This is a genomic window from Pseudomonas sp. 8(2025), from assembly GCF_052665325.1.
Genome location: NZ_JBQOIE010000001.1, coordinates 51,096 through 66,219, shown reverse-complemented (window position 1 = coordinate 66,219; position 15,124 = coordinate 51,096). Strand labels below are relative to the sequence as shown.

16 protein-coding genes are annotated in these 15,124 nt (G+C 63.6%); 11 read left to right on the top strand and 5 right to left on the bottom strand.

Annotated elements, in window-relative coordinates:
* The first annotated feature begins 172 nt into the window (after positions 1-172).
* Together ACUXVH_RS00315 and ACUXVH_RS00310 are read left to right on the top strand one after the other, a co-directional pair.
* Positions 173-907 (top strand): carbonic anhydrase, encoded by a 735-nt coding sequence (locus tag ACUXVH_RS00315; protein WP_011058446.1) that lies wholly within the window; start codon positions 173-175, stop codon positions 905-907.
* A 91-nt stretch (positions 908-998) separates the two neighbouring features.
* The gene (locus ACUXVH_RS00310; RefSeq protein ID WP_065364962.1) at positions 999-2,534 is read left to right on the top strand and encodes a SulP family inorganic anion transporter; all 1,536 of its coding nucleotides are present in this window, start codon (positions 999-1,001) and stop codon (positions 2,532-2,534) included.
* An 83-nt stretch (positions 2,535-2,617) separates the two neighbouring features.
* On the opposite strand, the gene ACUXVH_RS00305 is transcribed toward ACUXVH_RS00310, so the two are convergent.
* Complete coding sequence (locus ACUXVH_RS00305) at positions 2,618-3,268, bottom strand: hypothetical protein (RefSeq protein ID WP_015633641.1); 651 nt, start codon at positions 3,266-3,268, stop codon at positions 2,618-2,620.
* Between the two features lie 373 nt (positions 3,269-3,641).
* Here ACUXVH_RS00305 and coxB point away from each other — a divergent pair, with 373 nt between their 5' ends.
* From coxB to ACUXVH_RS00285, 4 genes are all read left to right on the top strand, one after another.
* Positions 3,642-4,769 carry a cytochrome c oxidase subunit II gene (gene coxB, locus ACUXVH_RS00300; protein WP_065364961.1) on the top strand — a complete coding sequence of 376 codons (1,128 nt, stop codon included), beginning with the start codon at positions 3,642-3,644 and terminating at the stop codon, positions 4,767-4,769.
* A gap of 82 nt (positions 4,770-4,851) precedes the next feature.
* Positions 4,852-6,447, top strand: a complete 1,596-nt coding sequence (gene ctaD / locus ACUXVH_RS00295; protein ID WP_011058450.1) for a cytochrome c oxidase subunit I — start codon at positions 4,852-4,854, stop codon at positions 6,445-6,447.
* A 99-nt stretch (positions 6,448-6,546) separates the two neighbouring features.
* Entirely contained in the window at positions 6,547-7,104 is a 558-nt protein-coding gene (locus ACUXVH_RS00290) for a cytochrome c oxidase assembly protein (protein WP_011058451.1), read from the top strand.
* Positions 7,105-7,137: 33 nt separating this feature from the next.
* Positions 7,138-8,025 (top strand): cytochrome c oxidase subunit 3, encoded by an 888-nt coding sequence (locus tag ACUXVH_RS00285; RefSeq protein ID WP_019095612.1) that lies wholly within the window; start codon positions 7,138-7,140, stop codon positions 8,023-8,025.
* Positions 8,026-8,031: 6 nt separating this feature from the next.
* On the opposite strand, the gene ACUXVH_RS00280 is transcribed toward ACUXVH_RS00285, so the two are convergent.
* Positions 8,032-8,235: a twin transmembrane helix small protein gene (locus tag ACUXVH_RS00280; protein ID WP_011058453.1), complete on the bottom strand. Its 204-nt coding sequence runs from the start codon at positions 8,233-8,235 to the stop codon at positions 8,032-8,034.
* 70 nt (positions 8,236-8,305) lie between these two features.
* On the opposite strand from ACUXVH_RS00280, the gene ACUXVH_RS00275 reads away from it, so the two are divergent.
* Genes ACUXVH_RS00275 through ACUXVH_RS00255 form a run of 5 tightly spaced genes read left to right on the top strand, consistent with a single transcriptional unit; the run spans position 8,306 to position 12,214 of the window.
* Entirely contained in the window at positions 8,306-9,046 is a 741-nt protein-coding gene (locus ACUXVH_RS00275) for an SURF1 family protein (RefSeq protein WP_065364960.1), read from the top strand.
* Positions 9,012-9,602, top strand: coding sequence for a hypothetical protein (locus tag ACUXVH_RS00270; RefSeq protein ID WP_015633644.1), 591 nt, complete (start codon positions 9,012-9,014; stop codon positions 9,600-9,602). The genes ACUXVH_RS00275 and ACUXVH_RS00270 overlap by 35 nt, the downstream gene beginning before the upstream one ends.
* A gap of 10 nt (positions 9,603-9,612) precedes the next feature.
* Positions 9,613-10,692 carry a COX15/CtaA family protein gene (locus tag ACUXVH_RS00265; RefSeq protein WP_011058456.1) on the top strand — a complete coding sequence of 360 codons (1,080 nt, stop codon included), beginning with the start codon at positions 9,613-9,615 and terminating at the stop codon, positions 10,690-10,692.
* Positions 10,680-11,582, top strand: coding sequence for a heme o synthase (gene cyoE / locus ACUXVH_RS00260; protein ID WP_065364959.1), 903 nt, complete (start codon positions 10,680-10,682; stop codon positions 11,580-11,582). Before ACUXVH_RS00265 ends, cyoE begins: the two co-directional genes overlap by 13 nt.
* Positions 11,579-12,214 carry an SCO family protein gene (locus ACUXVH_RS00255; protein ID WP_015633647.1) on the top strand — a complete coding sequence of 212 codons (636 nt, stop codon included), beginning with the start codon at positions 11,579-11,581 and terminating at the stop codon, positions 12,212-12,214. Before cyoE ends, ACUXVH_RS00255 begins: the two co-directional genes overlap by 4 nt.
* Positions 12,215-12,405: 191 nt before the next feature.
* On the opposite strand, the gene ACUXVH_RS00250 is transcribed toward ACUXVH_RS00255, so the two are convergent.
* From ACUXVH_RS00250 to ACUXVH_RS00240, 3 genes are read right to left on the bottom strand one after another with little or no spacing between them, the layout of a single operon-like run.
* The gene (locus ACUXVH_RS00250; protein WP_015633648.1) at positions 12,406-13,179 is read right to left on the bottom strand and encodes a MetQ/NlpA family ABC transporter substrate-binding protein; all 774 of its coding nucleotides are present in this window, start codon (positions 13,177-13,179) and stop codon (positions 12,406-12,408) included.
* Positions 13,180-13,238: 59 nt separating this feature from the next.
* On the bottom strand, positions 13,239-13,904 hold the full coding sequence (locus ACUXVH_RS00245) for a methionine ABC transporter permease (protein ID WP_011058460.1): 666 nt from the start codon (positions 13,902-13,904) through the stop codon (positions 13,239-13,241).
* A complete protein-coding gene (locus ACUXVH_RS00240) occupies positions 13,904-14,911 on the bottom strand; it encodes a methionine ABC transporter ATP-binding protein (RefSeq protein WP_019095617.1) in 1,008 nt (335 codons plus the stop codon). The genes ACUXVH_RS00245 and ACUXVH_RS00240 overlap by 1 nt, the downstream gene beginning before the upstream one ends.
* Between the last annotated feature and the right edge of the window lie 213 nt (positions 14,912-15,124).

Genomic DNA, 15,124 nt, shown 5'->3' with positions numbered 1-15,124 from the left:
CATAGTGGCGTTCTAGAGCCTTCCGTTCAGTTTGAGTTAAGTATTCATGGCTACCTTGTTCATCGAGTGACCTATGGGTCGCCGCCAGCGGGTCGGTGGTTTTTTTATCGATGGCTGGCGTCGTGCCGGATATTTCTGGAAAATTCACCAAATCCGACAGAGAGGATGAATCATGAGTGACAAGGATAAACAGCCGTTGGCTGCGTCGGCTCCGGCACCCACAGAAGTCGCCGAGACCGCCGATGCAGCGCTGCAGCACATCGTTGACGGCTTTTTGCATTTTCATCATGAAGTCTTCCCGCAGCAGGAAGAGCTGTTCAAGAAACTCGCCACCGCTCAGCGGCCGCGAGCGATGTTCATTGCCTGCGCCGACTCGCGCATCGTTCCCGAGCTGATCACCCAGAGCTCCCCGGGCGATCTGTTCGTGACCCGCAACGTGGGCAACGTGGTGCCGCCCTACGGGCAGATGAACGGTGGTGTCTCCACGGCGATCGAGTACGCGGTGCTGGCCCTGGGGGTGCATCACATCATCGTCTGCGGGCACTCGGATTGCGGCGCCATGCGCGCGGTACTCAACCCGCAGAGCCTGGAGAAAATGCCCACGGTCAAGGCCTGGCTGCGCCACGCCGAAGTGGCGCGGACCATGGTCCACGAGAACTGCGATTGCGCCGACGAATCCTCCAGCATGCATGTGCTGACCGAAGAGAACGTCATTGCTCAACTGCAGCACCTGCGCACCCATCCTTCCGTGGCCTCGCGCATGGCCAACGGCCAGTTGTTCATCCATGGCTGGGTCTATGACATCGAGACCAGCTCGATCAAGGCCTACGACGCCGACAAGGGTTGTTTCCTGCCTCTGGATGGCAGCCACCCGATCCCGGTAGCGACGCCCAAAGCGCGTTTCTGATCCCACCTCAATCCCCCTGAGTGGTTGTAGCCAGGGCTGCCATCTGGCGGCCCGGCTTTGCCACGCCTGAAGAAAAGTCTGGAGAACTGTCATGCGTGCAGCACAGTTGAAAAGTGTCCTGCCACGGGAGCTGCTGGCTTCGGTGGTGGTGTTTCTGGTGGCCCTGCCCCTGTGCATGGGGATCGCCATTGCCTCGGGCCTGCCGCCGGCCAAGGGCCTGATCACCGGGATCATCGGTGGCCTGGTGGTGGGCTGGCTGGCGGGCTCGCCCTTGCAGGTCAGCGGGCCGGCGGCCGGGTTGGCGGTGCTGGTGTTCGAGCTGGTGCGCCAGCATGGGGTGGCCATGCTCGGGCCGATCCTGCTGCTGGCCGGGCTGTTGCAATTGCTGGCCGGGCGCCTGCGCCTGGGTTGCTGGTTCCGGGTCACGGCGCCAGCGGTGGTCTACGGCATGTTGGCGGGCATCGGCGTGCTGATCGTGCTGTCCCAGGTGCATGTGATGCTCGATGCCGCGCCCCAGGCCTCGGGCCTGGATAACCTTGTGGGCTTTCCCCAGGCTCTGGCGCAGGCCTTGCCGAGCCTGGGGTGGCAGGCAGGCTTGCTGGGGTTGGCGACCATCGCGGTGATGTGGGGCTGGGACAAGTGGCGGCCCCGGGCACTGCGGTTCATCCCCGGAGCCCTGCTCGGTGTCGGGCTGGCGACCCTGGCCAGCCTGCTGCTGGCGCTGCCGGTGAAGCGCGTCGAGGTGCCGGCCAACCTGGCCGAGGCCATCGACTGGCTGCGCCCCGCCGACCTGCTCAACCTGGCGGACCCCAACCTGCTGATCGCCGCCTTCGCCGTGGCCTTTATCGCCAGTGCCGAAACCCTGCTGTCCGCCGCCGCGGTGGATCGCATGCACAGCGGCCAGCGCTCGGACTTCGACCGTGAACTGTCGGCCCAGGGCGTGGGCAACATGCTCTGCGGTCTGCTGGGTGCCCTGCCCATGACCGGGGTCATCGTGCGCAGCTCGGCCAATGTCCAGGCCGGGGCCCAGACCCGTTATTCGACGATTTTCCATGGCCTGTGGCTGCTGGGTTTCGTGCTGGTGCTGTCCAGCGTGCTGCAGAGCATTCCGGTGGCGAGCCTGGCGGGGGTGCTGGTCTACACCGGCTTCAAGCTGGTGGACCTCAAGGTCTTTCGCGGCCTGGGGCGCTACGGGCGCATGCCGATGCTGACTTACGCGGTGACGGCCCTGGCGATTGTCTTCAGCGATCTGCTGACCGGGGTACTGATCGGCTTTGCCCTGACCCTGGCCAAGCTGGCGTTCAAGGCGTCGCGCTTGAAGATCAGCCTGATCGACCTGGCAGAGGAAGGCGAGATGGAGTTGCGTCTGGTGGGCGCTGCGACCTTTCTCAAGGTGCCGGCCCTGACTCGGGTACTGGCGACGATTCCCCCGGCCACCACTGTGCATGTGCCCCTCAGCAACCTCAGTTATATCGACCATGCGTGCCTGGAGTTGCTGGAAGACTGGAATCGGGCCAACAGTGCCAAGGGCTCGCGGCTGGTGATCGAAACGCGGGGCTTGAAGCGGCGCCTGGAGGGCCGGTTGACCACCACCAGCGGCGTGGGGGCGGCTGCGGCGAGAGGTTGAATCGCCGGGTGGGCGAGAGGGGCTTGGGCGAGCCAGGCCCTTCGCCACAAGGCTCGCTGCGAGCCTTGCTGGCGAGGAGTGGGTCAGGCGGCTGGCTGGTCGAGTTCCAGTTCCACGCCCAGTTGGCGTGACAGGCAAGGCCAGCGTTTCCAGGCTGCCTCGGTGTCCGGGCTGCTGAGTTTCTCGCGGTAGGCTTCCACCGACTCCAGGGCGAAGCTTTCTTCGTCGAGCATGGCGTCGACGGCGTGGTGCACCGCTTCGTCCAGCTGGTTGGCGAAGGTTTCGCCGATCAGTTGGTGGGCGATGAGGTTGGCGACAGTCATGTCCAGGGGGATCAGCGGACGGCCGAAATGCTTGATGTACAGGTCGTTGACCTCTTCCACCAGACGGTGGGCCAGATAGGCTTCATCCAGCAGGCCGTCGAGGCCGACGTGGCCATCCATGATGGCCGGCGGCTGGAGGAAGAATTGCTCGGCGATCTTCAGCACCGGCTTGATCTGCGACTCGATGCCGGCTTCCCGGGCTACAGAGTTGGCGGCGTCCAGAAGGTCTGGAACCTGGTCGATATAGGCGCTGACAAAACGGGTCATGACGCCCTTGGCGTCGACTTCGGGCAGCTGGATGGCGGGGTGCAGGTGAGGCAATTGGCTCTCCAACTGACGGGTCAGGAGGCCGGTACTGGCTTCGTGCTGCTGGGCCAGTTTGATCTGCTCGCGCAATGCGGCGGTGTTCATGAAAACTCCAGGGAACAAGGGCAATTGAATAGGGAGAACATAAGTTAGCCTGCTTACAAAAGCGCTTAAGACGCATTTGTCATAATTATTTCATGCTTAGTCACCACGGTTATATCGTTTCGCCATCCAGGGCACTCGATCCCTTTCCCGCCGTGGCCTGCAAACCTCCTTATTAGTGTTTCAGCTGATTTACGCCCTCGCGTTGCGAGGTGGGAGTCGCTGTCTATACTCGCCCTTGTATGAAGTTAGCTGATGACGCCCGACTGCAAATGCAGCGAAGGCTCGGCCGGTTTAAGTTCGTAGTCTAGGCAGCCGCTCCCTTGCCGCAGGTGTTAAGCCGGCGGGATAACAAGAACGATAAGGGGAACCCGCAATGATGCGACATCCACATGTCTGGATGGGCCTCCTGTTGTGGTCGGTATTCAGCCAGGCGCAAGCCGCCTGGACCGTGAATATGACGCCTGGGGCGACCGAGATAAGCCACGCGGTATTCGACCTGCACATGACCATCTTCTGGATCTGTGTGGTGATCGGCGTCATCGTCTTCGGTGCGATGTTCTGGTCGATGATCGTTCACCGCCGTTCCGTCGGCCAGGTCCCGGCCAAATTCCACGAAAGCACCACGGTGGAAATCCTCTGGACCATCATTCCCTTCCTGATCCTGGTGGCCATGGCCGTGCCTGCCACGGCGACGCTGATCAAGATGTACGACACCAGCGAGCCGGACGTGGATATCCAGATCACCGGCTACCAGTGGAAGTGGCACTACAAATACCTCGGCCAGGACGTGGAGTTCTTCAGCAACCTGGCCACCCCCGCCGACCAGATCCACAACCAGAGCACCAAGGGCGAGCACTACCTGCTGGAGGTCGACCAGCCGCTGGTACTTCCGGTGGGCGCCAAGGTGCGCTTTCTGGTGACCGCCGCCGACGTCATCCACTCCTGGTGGGTGCCGGCCTTTGCGGTCAAGCGTGATGCTATCCCGGGTTTCGTCAACGAAGCCTGGACCCGGGTCGACAAGCCCGGCATCTACCGTGGCCAGTGCGCCGAGCTGTGCGGCAAGGACCACGGCTTCATGCCGATCGTGGTGGAGGTCAAGAGCCAGGCCGACTACGACACCTGGATGGGCGAGCGCAAGGCCGAGGCGGCCAAGCTCAAGGAGCTGACCAGCAAGGAATGGACCCTAGACGAGCTGGTGGCCCGCGGTGACAAGATCTACCACACCACCTGCGTTGCCTGTCACCAGGAGGAAGGCCAGGGCCTGCCGCCGATGTTCCCGGCCCTCAAGGGCTCGAAGATCGCTACCGGTCCCAAGGAGGCTCACCTGAGCCTGGTGTTCCACGGCAAGCCGGGCACCGCCATGGCCGCCTTCGGCAAGCAGCTGTCGGAAGTCGACATCGCCGCCGTCGTCACCTACGAACGCAACGCCTGGGGCAACAACAAGGGCGACATGGTGACGCCCAAGGAAGTCCTGGCGCTGAAGCAGGCGGAAAGCAAATGAGCCGGCTCATGGGGTATGTGCGCAACCGGTCGCGGCGTTTCGCCGCCGATCATCCAGTCCATTCGCTCGCAGGAGACAGGACATGAGTGCTGTGATCGATGACCACGGCCACGCCGGCCATGATGACCACGCCCATGGCCCGGCCAAGGGCCTGATGCGCTGGGTACTGACCACCAACCACAAGGACATCGGCACCCTGTACCTGTGGTTCAGCTTCTGCATGTTCCTGCTGGGCGGCTCGTTCGCCATGGTGATCCGTGCCGAACTGTTCCAGCCCGGGCTGCAGATCGTCGAGCCGGCGTTCTTCAACCAGATGACCACCATGCATGGCCTGGTGATGGTCTTCGGTGCGGTGATGCCGGCCTTCGTCGGCCTGGCCAACTGGATGATCCCGTTGATGATCGGCGCGCCGGACATGGCCCTGCCGCGGATGAACAACTTCAGCTTCTGGCTGCTGCCGGCGGCCTTCCTGTTGCTGATCTCGACCCTGTTCATGCCCGGCGGCGGGCCGAACTTCGGCTGGACCTTCTATGCCCCCCTGTCCACCACCTACGCCCCGGAAAGCGTGACCTTCTTCATCTTCGCCATCCACTTGATGGGCGTCAGCTCGATCATGGGCGCGATCAACGTGATCGCCACCATCCTCAACCTGCGAGCCCCGGGCATGACCCTGATGAAGATGCCACTGTTCGTCTGGACCTGGCTGATCACCGCCTTCCTGCTGATTGCGGTGATGCCGGTACTGGCCGGGGTGGTGACCATGATGCTGATGGACATCCATTTCGGCACCAGCTTCTTCAGTGCAGCCGGCGGCGGTGACCCGGTGTTGTTCCAGCACGTGTTCTGGTTCTTCGGCCACCCCGAGGTGTACATCATGATCCTGCCGGCCTTCGGCGCGGTCAGCTCGATCATCCCCACCTTCAGCCGCAAGCCACTGTTCGGCTACACCTCGATGGTCTATGCCACCGGAGCGATCGCCTTCCTGTCGTTCATCGTCTGGGCGCACCACATGTTCGTGGTGGGCATCCCGCTGGTGGGCGAGCTGTTCTTCATGTACGCCACCCTGCTGATCGCCGTGCCCACTGGAGTCAAGGTGTTCAACTGGGTGAGTACCATGTGGCAGGGCTCGCTGACCTTCGAGACACCGATGCTGTTCGCGGTGGCCTTCGTCATCCTGTTCACCATCGGCGGTTTCTCCGGGCTGATGCTGGCCATTGCTCCGGCGGACTTCCAGTACCAGGACACCTACTTCGTGGTGGCGCACTTCCACTACGTACTGGTGCCGGGGGCGATCTTCGGGATCTTCGCCTCGGCCTACTACTGGCTGCCCAAGTGGACCGGGCACATGTACGACGAGACCCTGGGCAAGCTGCACTTCTGGCTGTCCTTCGTCGGCATGAACATGGCGTTCTTCCCCATGCACTTCGTGGGGCTGGCGGGCATGCCGCGGCGGATCCCGGACTACAACCTGCAGTTCGCCGACTTCAACATGGTGTCCTCCATCGGTGCCTTCACTTTCGGTGCGACGCAGATCTTCTTCCTGTTCATCGTCATCAAGTGCATCCGCGGCGGCAAAGCGGCTCCGGCCAAACCCTGGGAAGGTGCCGAAGGCCTGGAGTGGAGTATTCCCTCGCCGGCGCCGTACCACACCTTTGTCACCCCGCCGGAAGTGAAATGAACATCTGTGCTGTAGGAGCGAGCTCGCTCGCGAAGGCGCCAGAGGGTGGTGCCCGCTTCGCCGGCAAGCCGGCTCCTACAGGCTTGGGAGGACGTTGAGATGGCCGAGGTAACGCTGAAGAAACTGGTGACCCGCCTGTTGCTGGTGGTGGTGGCGATGTTCGTCTTCGGTTTTGCCCTGGTGCCGATCTACGACGTGATGTGCAAGGCCCTGGGGATCAACGGCAAGACCGGTGGGCAGTATGCGGACCAGGGGCAGCAGGTGGATGTATCGCGCCAGGTGCGGGTGCAGTTCCTGTCCACCAATGCCATCGACATGGTCTGGGATTTCTATCCCAAGTCCGATGACATCGTGGTCCATCCGGGGGCGGTGAACGAGATGATCTTCATCGCCCGCAACCCCAGCGACCACCCGATGAGCGCCCAGGCGATCCCGAGCATCTCCCCCAGCAGCGCGGCCATGTATTTCCACAAGACCGAGTGCTTCTGCTTTACCCAGCAGGTGCTGCAGCCGGGCGAGAAGATCGAGATGCCGGTGCGTTTCATCGTTGACCGTGACATGCCCAAGGATGTGAAGCACCTGACGCTGGCTTACACGCTGTTCGATATCACCGCGCGTCATCCACCGGTGGCGGTTGCCGCCAAGAACGGTGGCTAGACGATCTAGCGTGCCCGATAAGGAGAACAACCCATGGCGACTCATGAGCACTATTACGTTCCCGCCCAGAGCAAGTGGCCGATCATCGCAACGGTGGGCATGTTCGTCACCGTGGTGGGCCTAGGCACCTGGTTCAATGACCTCAAGGCTGCGCGACCGGAATCCCACGGCCCGCTGATCTTTTTCGTCGGCGGCCTGCTGCTGGCCTACATGCTGTTCGGCTGGTTTGGTGCGGTGGTCAAGGAAAGCCGCGCCGGGCTCTACAGCGCCCAGCTCGATCGCTCGTTCCGCTGGGGCATGAGCTGGTTCATCTTTTCCGAAGTGATGTTCTTCATGGCCTTCTTCGGTGCGCTGTTCTATGTGCGGCACATGTCCGGGCCCTGGCTCGGCGGTGAGGGGCACAAGGGCATCGCCCACATGCTGTGGCCGAACTTCGAGTTCGTCTGGCCGCTGCTCAACAACCCCGACCCGAAACTCTTTCCGCCGCCCAAGGGCACCATCAGCCCCTGGGGCCTGCCGCTGCTCAACACCATCCTGCTGGTGAGTTCCAGCGTCACCGTGACCATAGCCCACCACGCCTTGAAGAAAGGCCATCGCGGCGCGCTGAAGATCTGGCTGGCGCTGACGGTGCTGCTGGGTTGCGCCTTCCTGGGCTTTCAGGCCGAGGAATACATCCATGCCTACCACGAGCTGGGGCTGACCCTGGGTTCGGGGATCTACGGCGCCACCTTCTTCATGCTCACCGGTTTCCACGGTGCCCACGTGACCATTGGCACCCTGATCCTGTTCGTGATGCTGATGCGCATCATGCGCGGGCATTTCGACGCCGAGCACCAGTTCGGCTTCGAGGCCGCCAGCTGGTACTGGCACTTCGTCGACGTGGTCTGGATCGGCCTGTTCGTTTTCGTCTACGTGCTCTGAGGCGCCCTACCAGGGCGCGTGGGAGACCAGCTGGCCGCTGAAGAAACCCCAGGCGATCAAGCCGACGGTGACCACGGCCAGCGCGACCCGAATGCTCAGTGAGGTCACCAGGCGCTTGGATGAACTGTCGTCCTTGACCAGAAAGAACAGGCCGCTGAACAGGCTGACAACCGTGGCAATCAGCATCAGGACGATGGCTGCTTTGAGCATGGTGGGACTCCGGGGGAAACGCGATGTACAGCAGTATAGCGAGTGGATTTCTCAGCCTTGCAGGCCAGCCATGAAGGGCTTCCGGCCGGGCATCGGGCCGACCCTGGTGGTGCTTTTGCTGCTGCCGGTGCTGGTTGCCCTGGGCTTCTGGCAACTGGGCCGGGGCGAGCAGAAGCGCCAGTTGCTGGCCAGCTACGCCGAGCGCCGTGCGGCGGAGCCGGTGGCCCTGTTCGAGCTGTTGGCCAGCGAGGATCCGGCTTTTCGCCGGGTACGCCTGCACGGTCATTTCGATGCCGACCACAGCCTGTTGCTGGATAACCGCCTGCATGACGGCAAGGTCGGGGTCGAGCTGCTGCAACCCTTCCTCGACCAGGCCAGCGGTCGCTGGCTGCTGGTCAACCGCGGCTGGCTGCCCTGGCCCGACCGGCGCACGCCTCCCGTATTCAGCACCCCGCAGCAGAGCCTGAGCCTGGATGCCTGGGTCTACGTTTCGCCGGGCGCGGCATTCCAGCTGCACGCCGACCCCAGCGGCGCAAGCTGGCCGCGGCTGATTACCGCCGTGGCTCCGCAGGCGCTCTGGGCCGAGCTGGGCCGCAGCGGTTTCGACCATGAAGTGCGCCTGGAGTCGGGCCCAGGGGCCTACCTGACCGAATGGCCGGTGGTCGCCATGGGCCCGGAAAAACACCAGGCCTATGCGGTGCAGTGGTTCGCCATGGCCCTGGCGCTGTTCGCTCTCTATCTCTATTTCGGCTGGCACAACACTCGGGAGAAACGCCATGGGAACGGCCATGAATCCACCCAACATCTCTGACGCCCAGGCGCCCAACCGGCGGCGCGGCCGCTGGCAACTGGTGCTGATCCTGCTGATGGTGATCGGCCCGATGATCCTTGCCACCGGCATGTACAAGCTGCAGTTCTGGGTACCGGAAAGCCGCAGCTATCACGGCGAGCTGATCGGCAATGGCCAGACCCGCGCCCAGATCGGCGTGCAGGCCGAGGAGGATCGCTGGCAGGTTCTGGTCACCGCGCCCGGGGAGTGCGCAGTGGATTGCCAGCAACTGGTGTACCTGGCGCGGCAGATCCAGATCGCCCTGGGCCGTGATGCCTCGCGGGCCAGCCATGCCCTGGCCAGCGCCCGGCCCCTGAGCGCCGAATACGAAGCCAAGCTGCAGCGTGAATACCCGCAACTGCAACGCTACCCCCTGGACCTGGCGACCTTCACCAAGGGCGCCAACGACAAGGAGGCGCCGCAGCTGTGGATCGTCGACCCCCACAGCAACCTGGTGCTGCGCTACGACGCCCGGGTCAAGGGCAAGGACCTGCTCAACGACCTGCGCCACCTGCTGAAACTGTCGAACATCGGATAAGGGCATCGTCATGGCCAAACCTGGATTTCGCCTCGCGTTGTTTGCCACCTTGCTGGCCCTGATCGTGGTGCTGCTCGGCGCCTACACCCGGCTGACCCATGCCGGCCTCGGCTGCCCGGACTGGCCCGGCTGCTACGGTTTTATCAGCGTGCCGAAAGGCGAAGCCCAGTTGGCCCATGCCGAGCTGCATTTTCCCGATACCCCGGTGGAGGCCCACAAGGGCTGGAACGAGATGATCCACCGATACTTCGCCGGCACCCTGGGGCTGCTGATCGTGCTCCTGGCGGCCCGGGCCTGGACCCATCGCCGGCATCCGGGGCAGCCCCTGAAGCTGCCGCTGTTCCTCCTGGCAGTGGTGTTCGCCCAGGCGGCCTTCGGCATGTGGACGGTGACCCTCAAGCTCTGGCCGCAAGTGGTCACCGCGCACCTGCTGGGCGGTTTCGCCACCCTGAGCCTGTTGTTCCTGCTGACCTTGCGCCTGTCCGGGGTATTGCCGGCGCTGATCGTGCCGCGGCGCTTGCAGTACTGGGCTACCGCCGGGCTGGTGCTGGTGATCGGGCAGATCGCCCTGGGCGGCTGGGTCAGTTCCAACTACGCGGCGGTGGCCTGTATCGACCTGCCCACCTGCCATGGCCAGTGGTGGCCGAATATGGATTTCGCCAACGGCTTCCACCTGACCCAGCACATCGGCCCCAACTACCTGGGCGGGCAACTGGACAGCGATGCCCGCACCGCCATCCACATGACCCACCGGGTTGGCGCGGTGCTGGTGACCCTGGTGTTGCTGGGCCTGGCCTGGCAGCTGCGGCAGACCGGCATGACCCGCCTGGCCGGGCTGGTGCTGGTGGCGCTGGGGGCGCAGGTCAGCCTGGGCCTTAGCAACGTGTTCTTTCATTTGCCCCTGCCGGTGGCCGTGGCCCACAACGCCGGGGGGGCGGCGCTGCTGCTGACCCTGGTGCTGGTCAATTACCACGCCCGTACCAGCCTGGTGCGGGCCCGGGATCGCCTGCCCCTGGGCTGGCGGCTCAGCCCGCGTAAACAGATGGCGGGTCCCATCACCATCAAAGGAGAGATGCCATGGCGACTCTGACCGGCGCCCGCCAGCACCCCCAGGCGATCTGGCGCGATTACCTGGAACTGACCAAACCCAAGGTGGTGGTGCTGATGCTGATCACCTCCCTGGTGGGCATGTTCCTCGCCACCCGCGCCGGGGTTCCGTGGACGGTGCTGGTGTTCGGCAACCTGGGCATTGCCCTGTGCGCGGGTGGCGCGGCGGCGGTCAACCATGTGGTGGATCGGCGCATCGACGCGCTGATGGCCCGGACCCACAAACGGCCCCTGGCCGAAGGCCGGGTATCGCCACGAGCGGCGCTGGCCTTTGCCCTGCTCCTGGCGCTAGCCGGGCAGGCGCTGCTGCTGACCTTCACCAATCCACTCACAGCCTGGCTGACCCTGGCCTCGCTGCTGGGCTATGCGGTGGTCTACACCGGGTTTCTGAAACGCGCGACGCCGCAGAACATCGTGATCGGCGGGCTGGCCGGCGCGGCTCCACCGTTGCTGGGCTGGGTCGCCGCCACCGGGCACATGAGCGCCGAACCGCTGCTGCTGGTGCTGATCATCTTCGCCTGGACCCCGCCGCACTTCTGGGCCCTGGCCATCCACCGCAAAGAGGAATACGCCAAGGCCGATATCCCGATGCTGCCGGTCACCCATGGCGAGCACTACACCAAGGTGCACATCCTGCTCTACACCTTTGCCCTGCTGGCGGTGAGCCTGCTGCCCTATGTCATCCACATGAGTGGCGTGCTGTACCTGGTGTGCGCCCTGGCCCTGGGCGGGCGCTTCCTGCAATGGGCCTGGGTGCTGTACCGTGGCACTCGGCCGCACGCGGCGATCAACACCTTCAAGTACTCTATTTATTACTTGTTCCTGCTGTTCATCGCCCTGCTCGTAGACCACTACCTATTGTTGAACCTATGACTCGAACTCAGAAAACCGTCTTTATTCTCGTTGCCCTGGTGGCCCTGGTGCTGGGGCTTACCGTCAACAAAGTACTGTCCGGCAAGGGTCAGGGCGACCCCACTGCACTGATCGATGCGGGCATCATCCTGCTGCCGCAAAGCCGTACCCTGCCTGCGGTGAAGATGGTCGACCAGGACGGCCAGCCAGTGGTGATCGACGAGCTGAAGGGCAAATGGTCGCTGCTGTTCTTCGGCTACACCTTCTGTCCGGACATCTGCCCCACCACCCTGGCGCAGTTGCGGCAGATCAAGAGCGAGCTGCCCAAGGAAGCGGTGGACAAGCTGCAGGTGGTCCTGGTCAGCGTCGACCCCAACCGTGATACCCCGCAGCAGCTCAAGCAGTACCTGGGCTACTTCGACAAGGACTTCAAGGGCCTGACCGCCTCCTCGGTGGAAGACCTGCAGAAGCTCGCCAACGCCGTGAGCATTCCCTTCATCCCGGCCGATACCAGCAAGCCCAACTACACCGTGGACCACAGCGGCAACCTGGCGGTGATCGGCCCGGACGGCACCCAGCGCGGTTTCATCCGTGCTCCGCTGAACAACCAGAAGCTGGTGGCCCAACTGCCTGTGATGCTGCAGCGCAAATAACGCTACATGCTAGAACCGCTGAACCGCTGAACCGCTGAACCCTGTAGCCGCTGCCGCAGGCTGCGATCGGCCTCGAAGAGGACGCGCTCCTGAGGCCCTCGGAAGGCGCTGGGCGCCTTATCCCGGCCTTCGGCAGCGGCTACAACGAAACGGGGCGCCCCAAGGCGCCCCGTTTGTGTTTCTGCAACCGATCAGAACGCCGGCACGATGGCGCCTTTGTACTTCTCGAGAATGAACTGCTTCACTTCAGGGCTGTGCAGGGCCGCGACCAGCTTCTTCATGGCGTCCGAATCCTTGTCGTCAGGACGGGCCACCAGGATGTTCACGTAAGGCGAATCCTTGCCTTCGATCACCAGGGCGTCCTTGGAAGGATCCAGCTTGGCTTCCAGGGCATAGTTGGTGTTGATCAGCGCCAGGTCGACCTGGGTCAGCACGCGCGGGATGGTGGCGGCTTCCAGTTCACGGAACTTCAGGTCCTTGGGGTTCTCGGTGATGTCCTTGATGGTGGCCAGGATGTTGTTGGAATCCTTGAGCTTGATCAGGCCGGCCTTGTCCAGCAGCAACAGCGCGCGGCCGCCGTTGGTGGCGTCGTTGGGGATCACCACGGTGGCGCCGCCCGGCAGTTCGGAGAGCTGCTTGTACTTGCTGGAATAGGCACCCAGGGGCTCGACGTGAACACCGGCAACGTTCACCAGCTTGGTGCCCTTGGCCTTGTTGAACTCATCCAGGTAGGGCTGGTGCTGGAAGAAGTTGGCGTCCAGGCGCTTTTCGGCGACTTGCACGTTGGGCTGCACGTAGTCGGTGAAGACCTTGACCTTCAGGTCCACGCCTTCCTTGGCCAGGGCCGGTTTGACGAACTCCAGGATCTCGGCGTGGGGCACTGGTGTGGCGGCCACGGTCAGGGTTTCGGCGGCGTGCGCGGAGAACGCGGCAACGGCTGCGAAAGCGACGAGTAGTTTTTTCATCCAACAAGCTCCTTGTAAGTCGCCCGACCCCGGGCGCCTGCCGGCCTGGGCCGGCAATTTTATTTGCGGGAAAAGTGCACCACCAGCTTGTCGCCGACGGTTTGCAGAACCTGGACCAGCACCAGCAGCAACACCACGGTCACCACCATCACATCGGTCTGGAAGCGCTGGTAGCCGAAGCGGATCGCCAGGTCGCCCAGGCCACCGGCCCCCACCACGCCGGCCATGGCGGTGTAGGACACCAGGGTAATGGCAGTCACGGTGATAGCGGCAAAGATGCCCGGGCGGGCTTCCGGGAGCAAGGCATTGGTAATGATCTGCCGGGTGCTGGCACCCATGGACTGGGTGGCCTCGATGATGCCGCGATCCACTTCGCGCAGGGCGGTTTCCACCAGCCGGGCAAAGAACGGCGTGGCGCCGACCACCAGCGGTGGAATGGCCCCGGCAACCCCCAGCGATGTGCCGGTGATCAGTACGGTGAAGGGAATCATCACGATCAGCAGAATGATGAACGGCAGCGAACGCAGGATGTTGACCACCAGCGACAGCAGCGCATACAGCGACTTCTGCTCCAGCAGTTGGCGCGGGCTGCAGAGGAACAGCAGCACGCCCAGTGGCAGGCCCAGCAGTACGGTGAACAGCAGCGAGCCGCCGAGCATCATCAGGGTGTCGCCGGTGGCCAGCCAGATTTCCAGCCAGTCGATGTTGGCGAAGAAGGTATCCATCAGCGCAGCACCTCCATGTGGACATCGGCCGCGGTGAAGCGGGCGAAGGCCGCTTCCATGTCACCGCCGGTGATGGCCAGGGTCAATTGCCCGTAAGGGGTGTCCTTGATGCGGTCGATGCGTCCGGCGAGGATGCTGTAGTCGACCCCGGTCTCCCGGGCCACGGTGCCCAGCAGCGGCGCGTAGGTGGCATCGCCCTGGAAGGTCAGGCGCACGATGCGCCCCGGTACGTGGGCGAAGTCGTCGCGCTGCTCGTTCTCGTCGATCTGCTCGTCTTCCTGGACGAAGCGCCGGGTGGTCGGGTGCTTGGGGTGCAGGAACACGTCGGCCACCGGGCCCTGTTCGACGATCACGCCGGCGTCCATCACCGCCACCTGGTCACAGACGCGACGGATCACGTCCATCTCGTGGGTGATCAGGACGATGGTCAGGTTCAGCTCGCGGTTGATCTCGGCCAGCAGTTGCAGGACCGAGGCAGTGGTCTGCGGGTCCAGGGCACTGGTGGCCTCGTCGCACAGCAGGATCTTCGGCTTGGTGGCCAGGGCGCGGGCGATGCCGACGCGCTGCTTCTGGCCGCCGGACAGCTGCGCCGGGTATTTCTTCGCGTGGTCGGCCAGGCCGACCCGGTCCAGCAGCTCGGCCACCCGGCGGTCGATGTCGCTGCGCGACAGCTCGCCGGCCAGGGTCAGGGGCAGGGCGACGTTGTCGGCCACGGTCTTGGACGACAGCAGGTTGAAGTGCTGGAAGATCATGCCGACCTGCTGGCGGAAGCGGCGCAGGCCACTGGCGTCCAGGGCGGTGACGTCTTCGTCGTCGACGACGATGGTGCCGCCACTGGGGTTTTCCAGGCGGTTGATCAGGCGCAGCAGAGTACTTTTACCCGCACCGGAGTGGCCGATCAGGCCGAACACCTGGCCATTCTCGACCCGAAGGCTGGTCGGGTGCAGGGCGGGAATATCCTTACCGGCGACCCGGTAGGTTTTATGGACGTTTTGAAACTCGATCACGTAGCGAACCTTGTGGGGCGCGTTAGAAAAGGATCAGCGGTTAGCCGGGCGCGCATTTTAGCCTGTCCGTATAGAGGTTCTTAGCATTTATTTCGCAATCATCCTGCCATTTGGCAATAACGCGATCAAAGGTCATAAAAAAGGAACGCTCGCACCTTCTCGTCAGTCACTAGTTAAGTCACTCGAAAGCCGCCAGGTGCCGTGCCTGGAGGC

Bases quoted from the DNA above. Each gene is read 5' to 3' on its own strand.
- ACUXVH_RS00315 (WP_011058446.1), top strand. From the start codon at position 173: ATGAGTGACAAGGATAAACAGCCGTTGGCTGCGTCGGCTCCGGCACCC.
- ACUXVH_RS00310 (WP_065364962.1), top strand. From the start codon at position 999: ATGCGTGCAGCACAGTTGAAAAGTGTCCTGCCACGGGAGCTGCTGGCT.
- ACUXVH_RS00305 (WP_015633641.1), bottom strand. From the start codon at position 3,268: ATGAACACCGCCGCATTGCGCGAGCAGATCAAACTGGCCCAGCAGCAC.
- coxB (WP_065364961.1), top strand. From the start codon at position 3,642: ATGATGCGACATCCACATGTCTGGATGGGCCTCCTGTTGTGGTCGGTA.
- ctaD (WP_011058450.1), top strand. From the start codon at position 4,852: ATGAGTGCTGTGATCGATGACCACGGCCACGCCGGCCATGATGACCAC.
- ACUXVH_RS00290 (WP_011058451.1), top strand. From the start codon at position 6,547: ATGGCCGAGGTAACGCTGAAGAAACTGGTGACCCGCCTGTTGCTGGTG.
- ACUXVH_RS00285 (WP_019095612.1), top strand. From the start codon at position 7,138: ATGGCGACTCATGAGCACTATTACGTTCCCGCCCAGAGCAAGTGGCCG.
- ACUXVH_RS00280 (WP_011058453.1), bottom strand. From the start codon at position 8,235: ATGCTCAAAGCAGCCATCGTCCTGATGCTGATTGCCACGGTTGTCAGC.
- ACUXVH_RS00275 (WP_065364960.1), top strand. From the start codon at position 8,306: ATGAAGGGCTTCCGGCCGGGCATCGGGCCGACCCTGGTGGTGCTTTTG.
- ACUXVH_RS00270 (WP_015633644.1), top strand. From the start codon at position 9,012: ATGGGAACGGCCATGAATCCACCCAACATCTCTGACGCCCAGGCGCCC.
- ACUXVH_RS00265 (WP_011058456.1), top strand. From the start codon at position 9,613: ATGGCCAAACCTGGATTTCGCCTCGCGTTGTTTGCCACCTTGCTGGCC.
- cyoE (WP_065364959.1), top strand. From the start codon at position 10,680: ATGGCGACTCTGACCGGCGCCCGCCAGCACCCCCAGGCGATCTGGCGC.
- ACUXVH_RS00255 (WP_015633647.1), top strand. From the start codon at position 11,579: ATGACTCGAACTCAGAAAACCGTCTTTATTCTCGTTGCCCTGGTGGCC.
- ACUXVH_RS00250 (WP_015633648.1), bottom strand. From the start codon at position 13,179: ATGAAAAAACTACTCGTCGCTTTCGCAGCCGTTGCCGCGTTCTCCGCG.
- ACUXVH_RS00245 (WP_011058460.1), bottom strand. From the start codon at position 13,904: ATGGATACCTTCTTCGCCAACATCGACTGGCTGGAAATCTGGCTGGCC.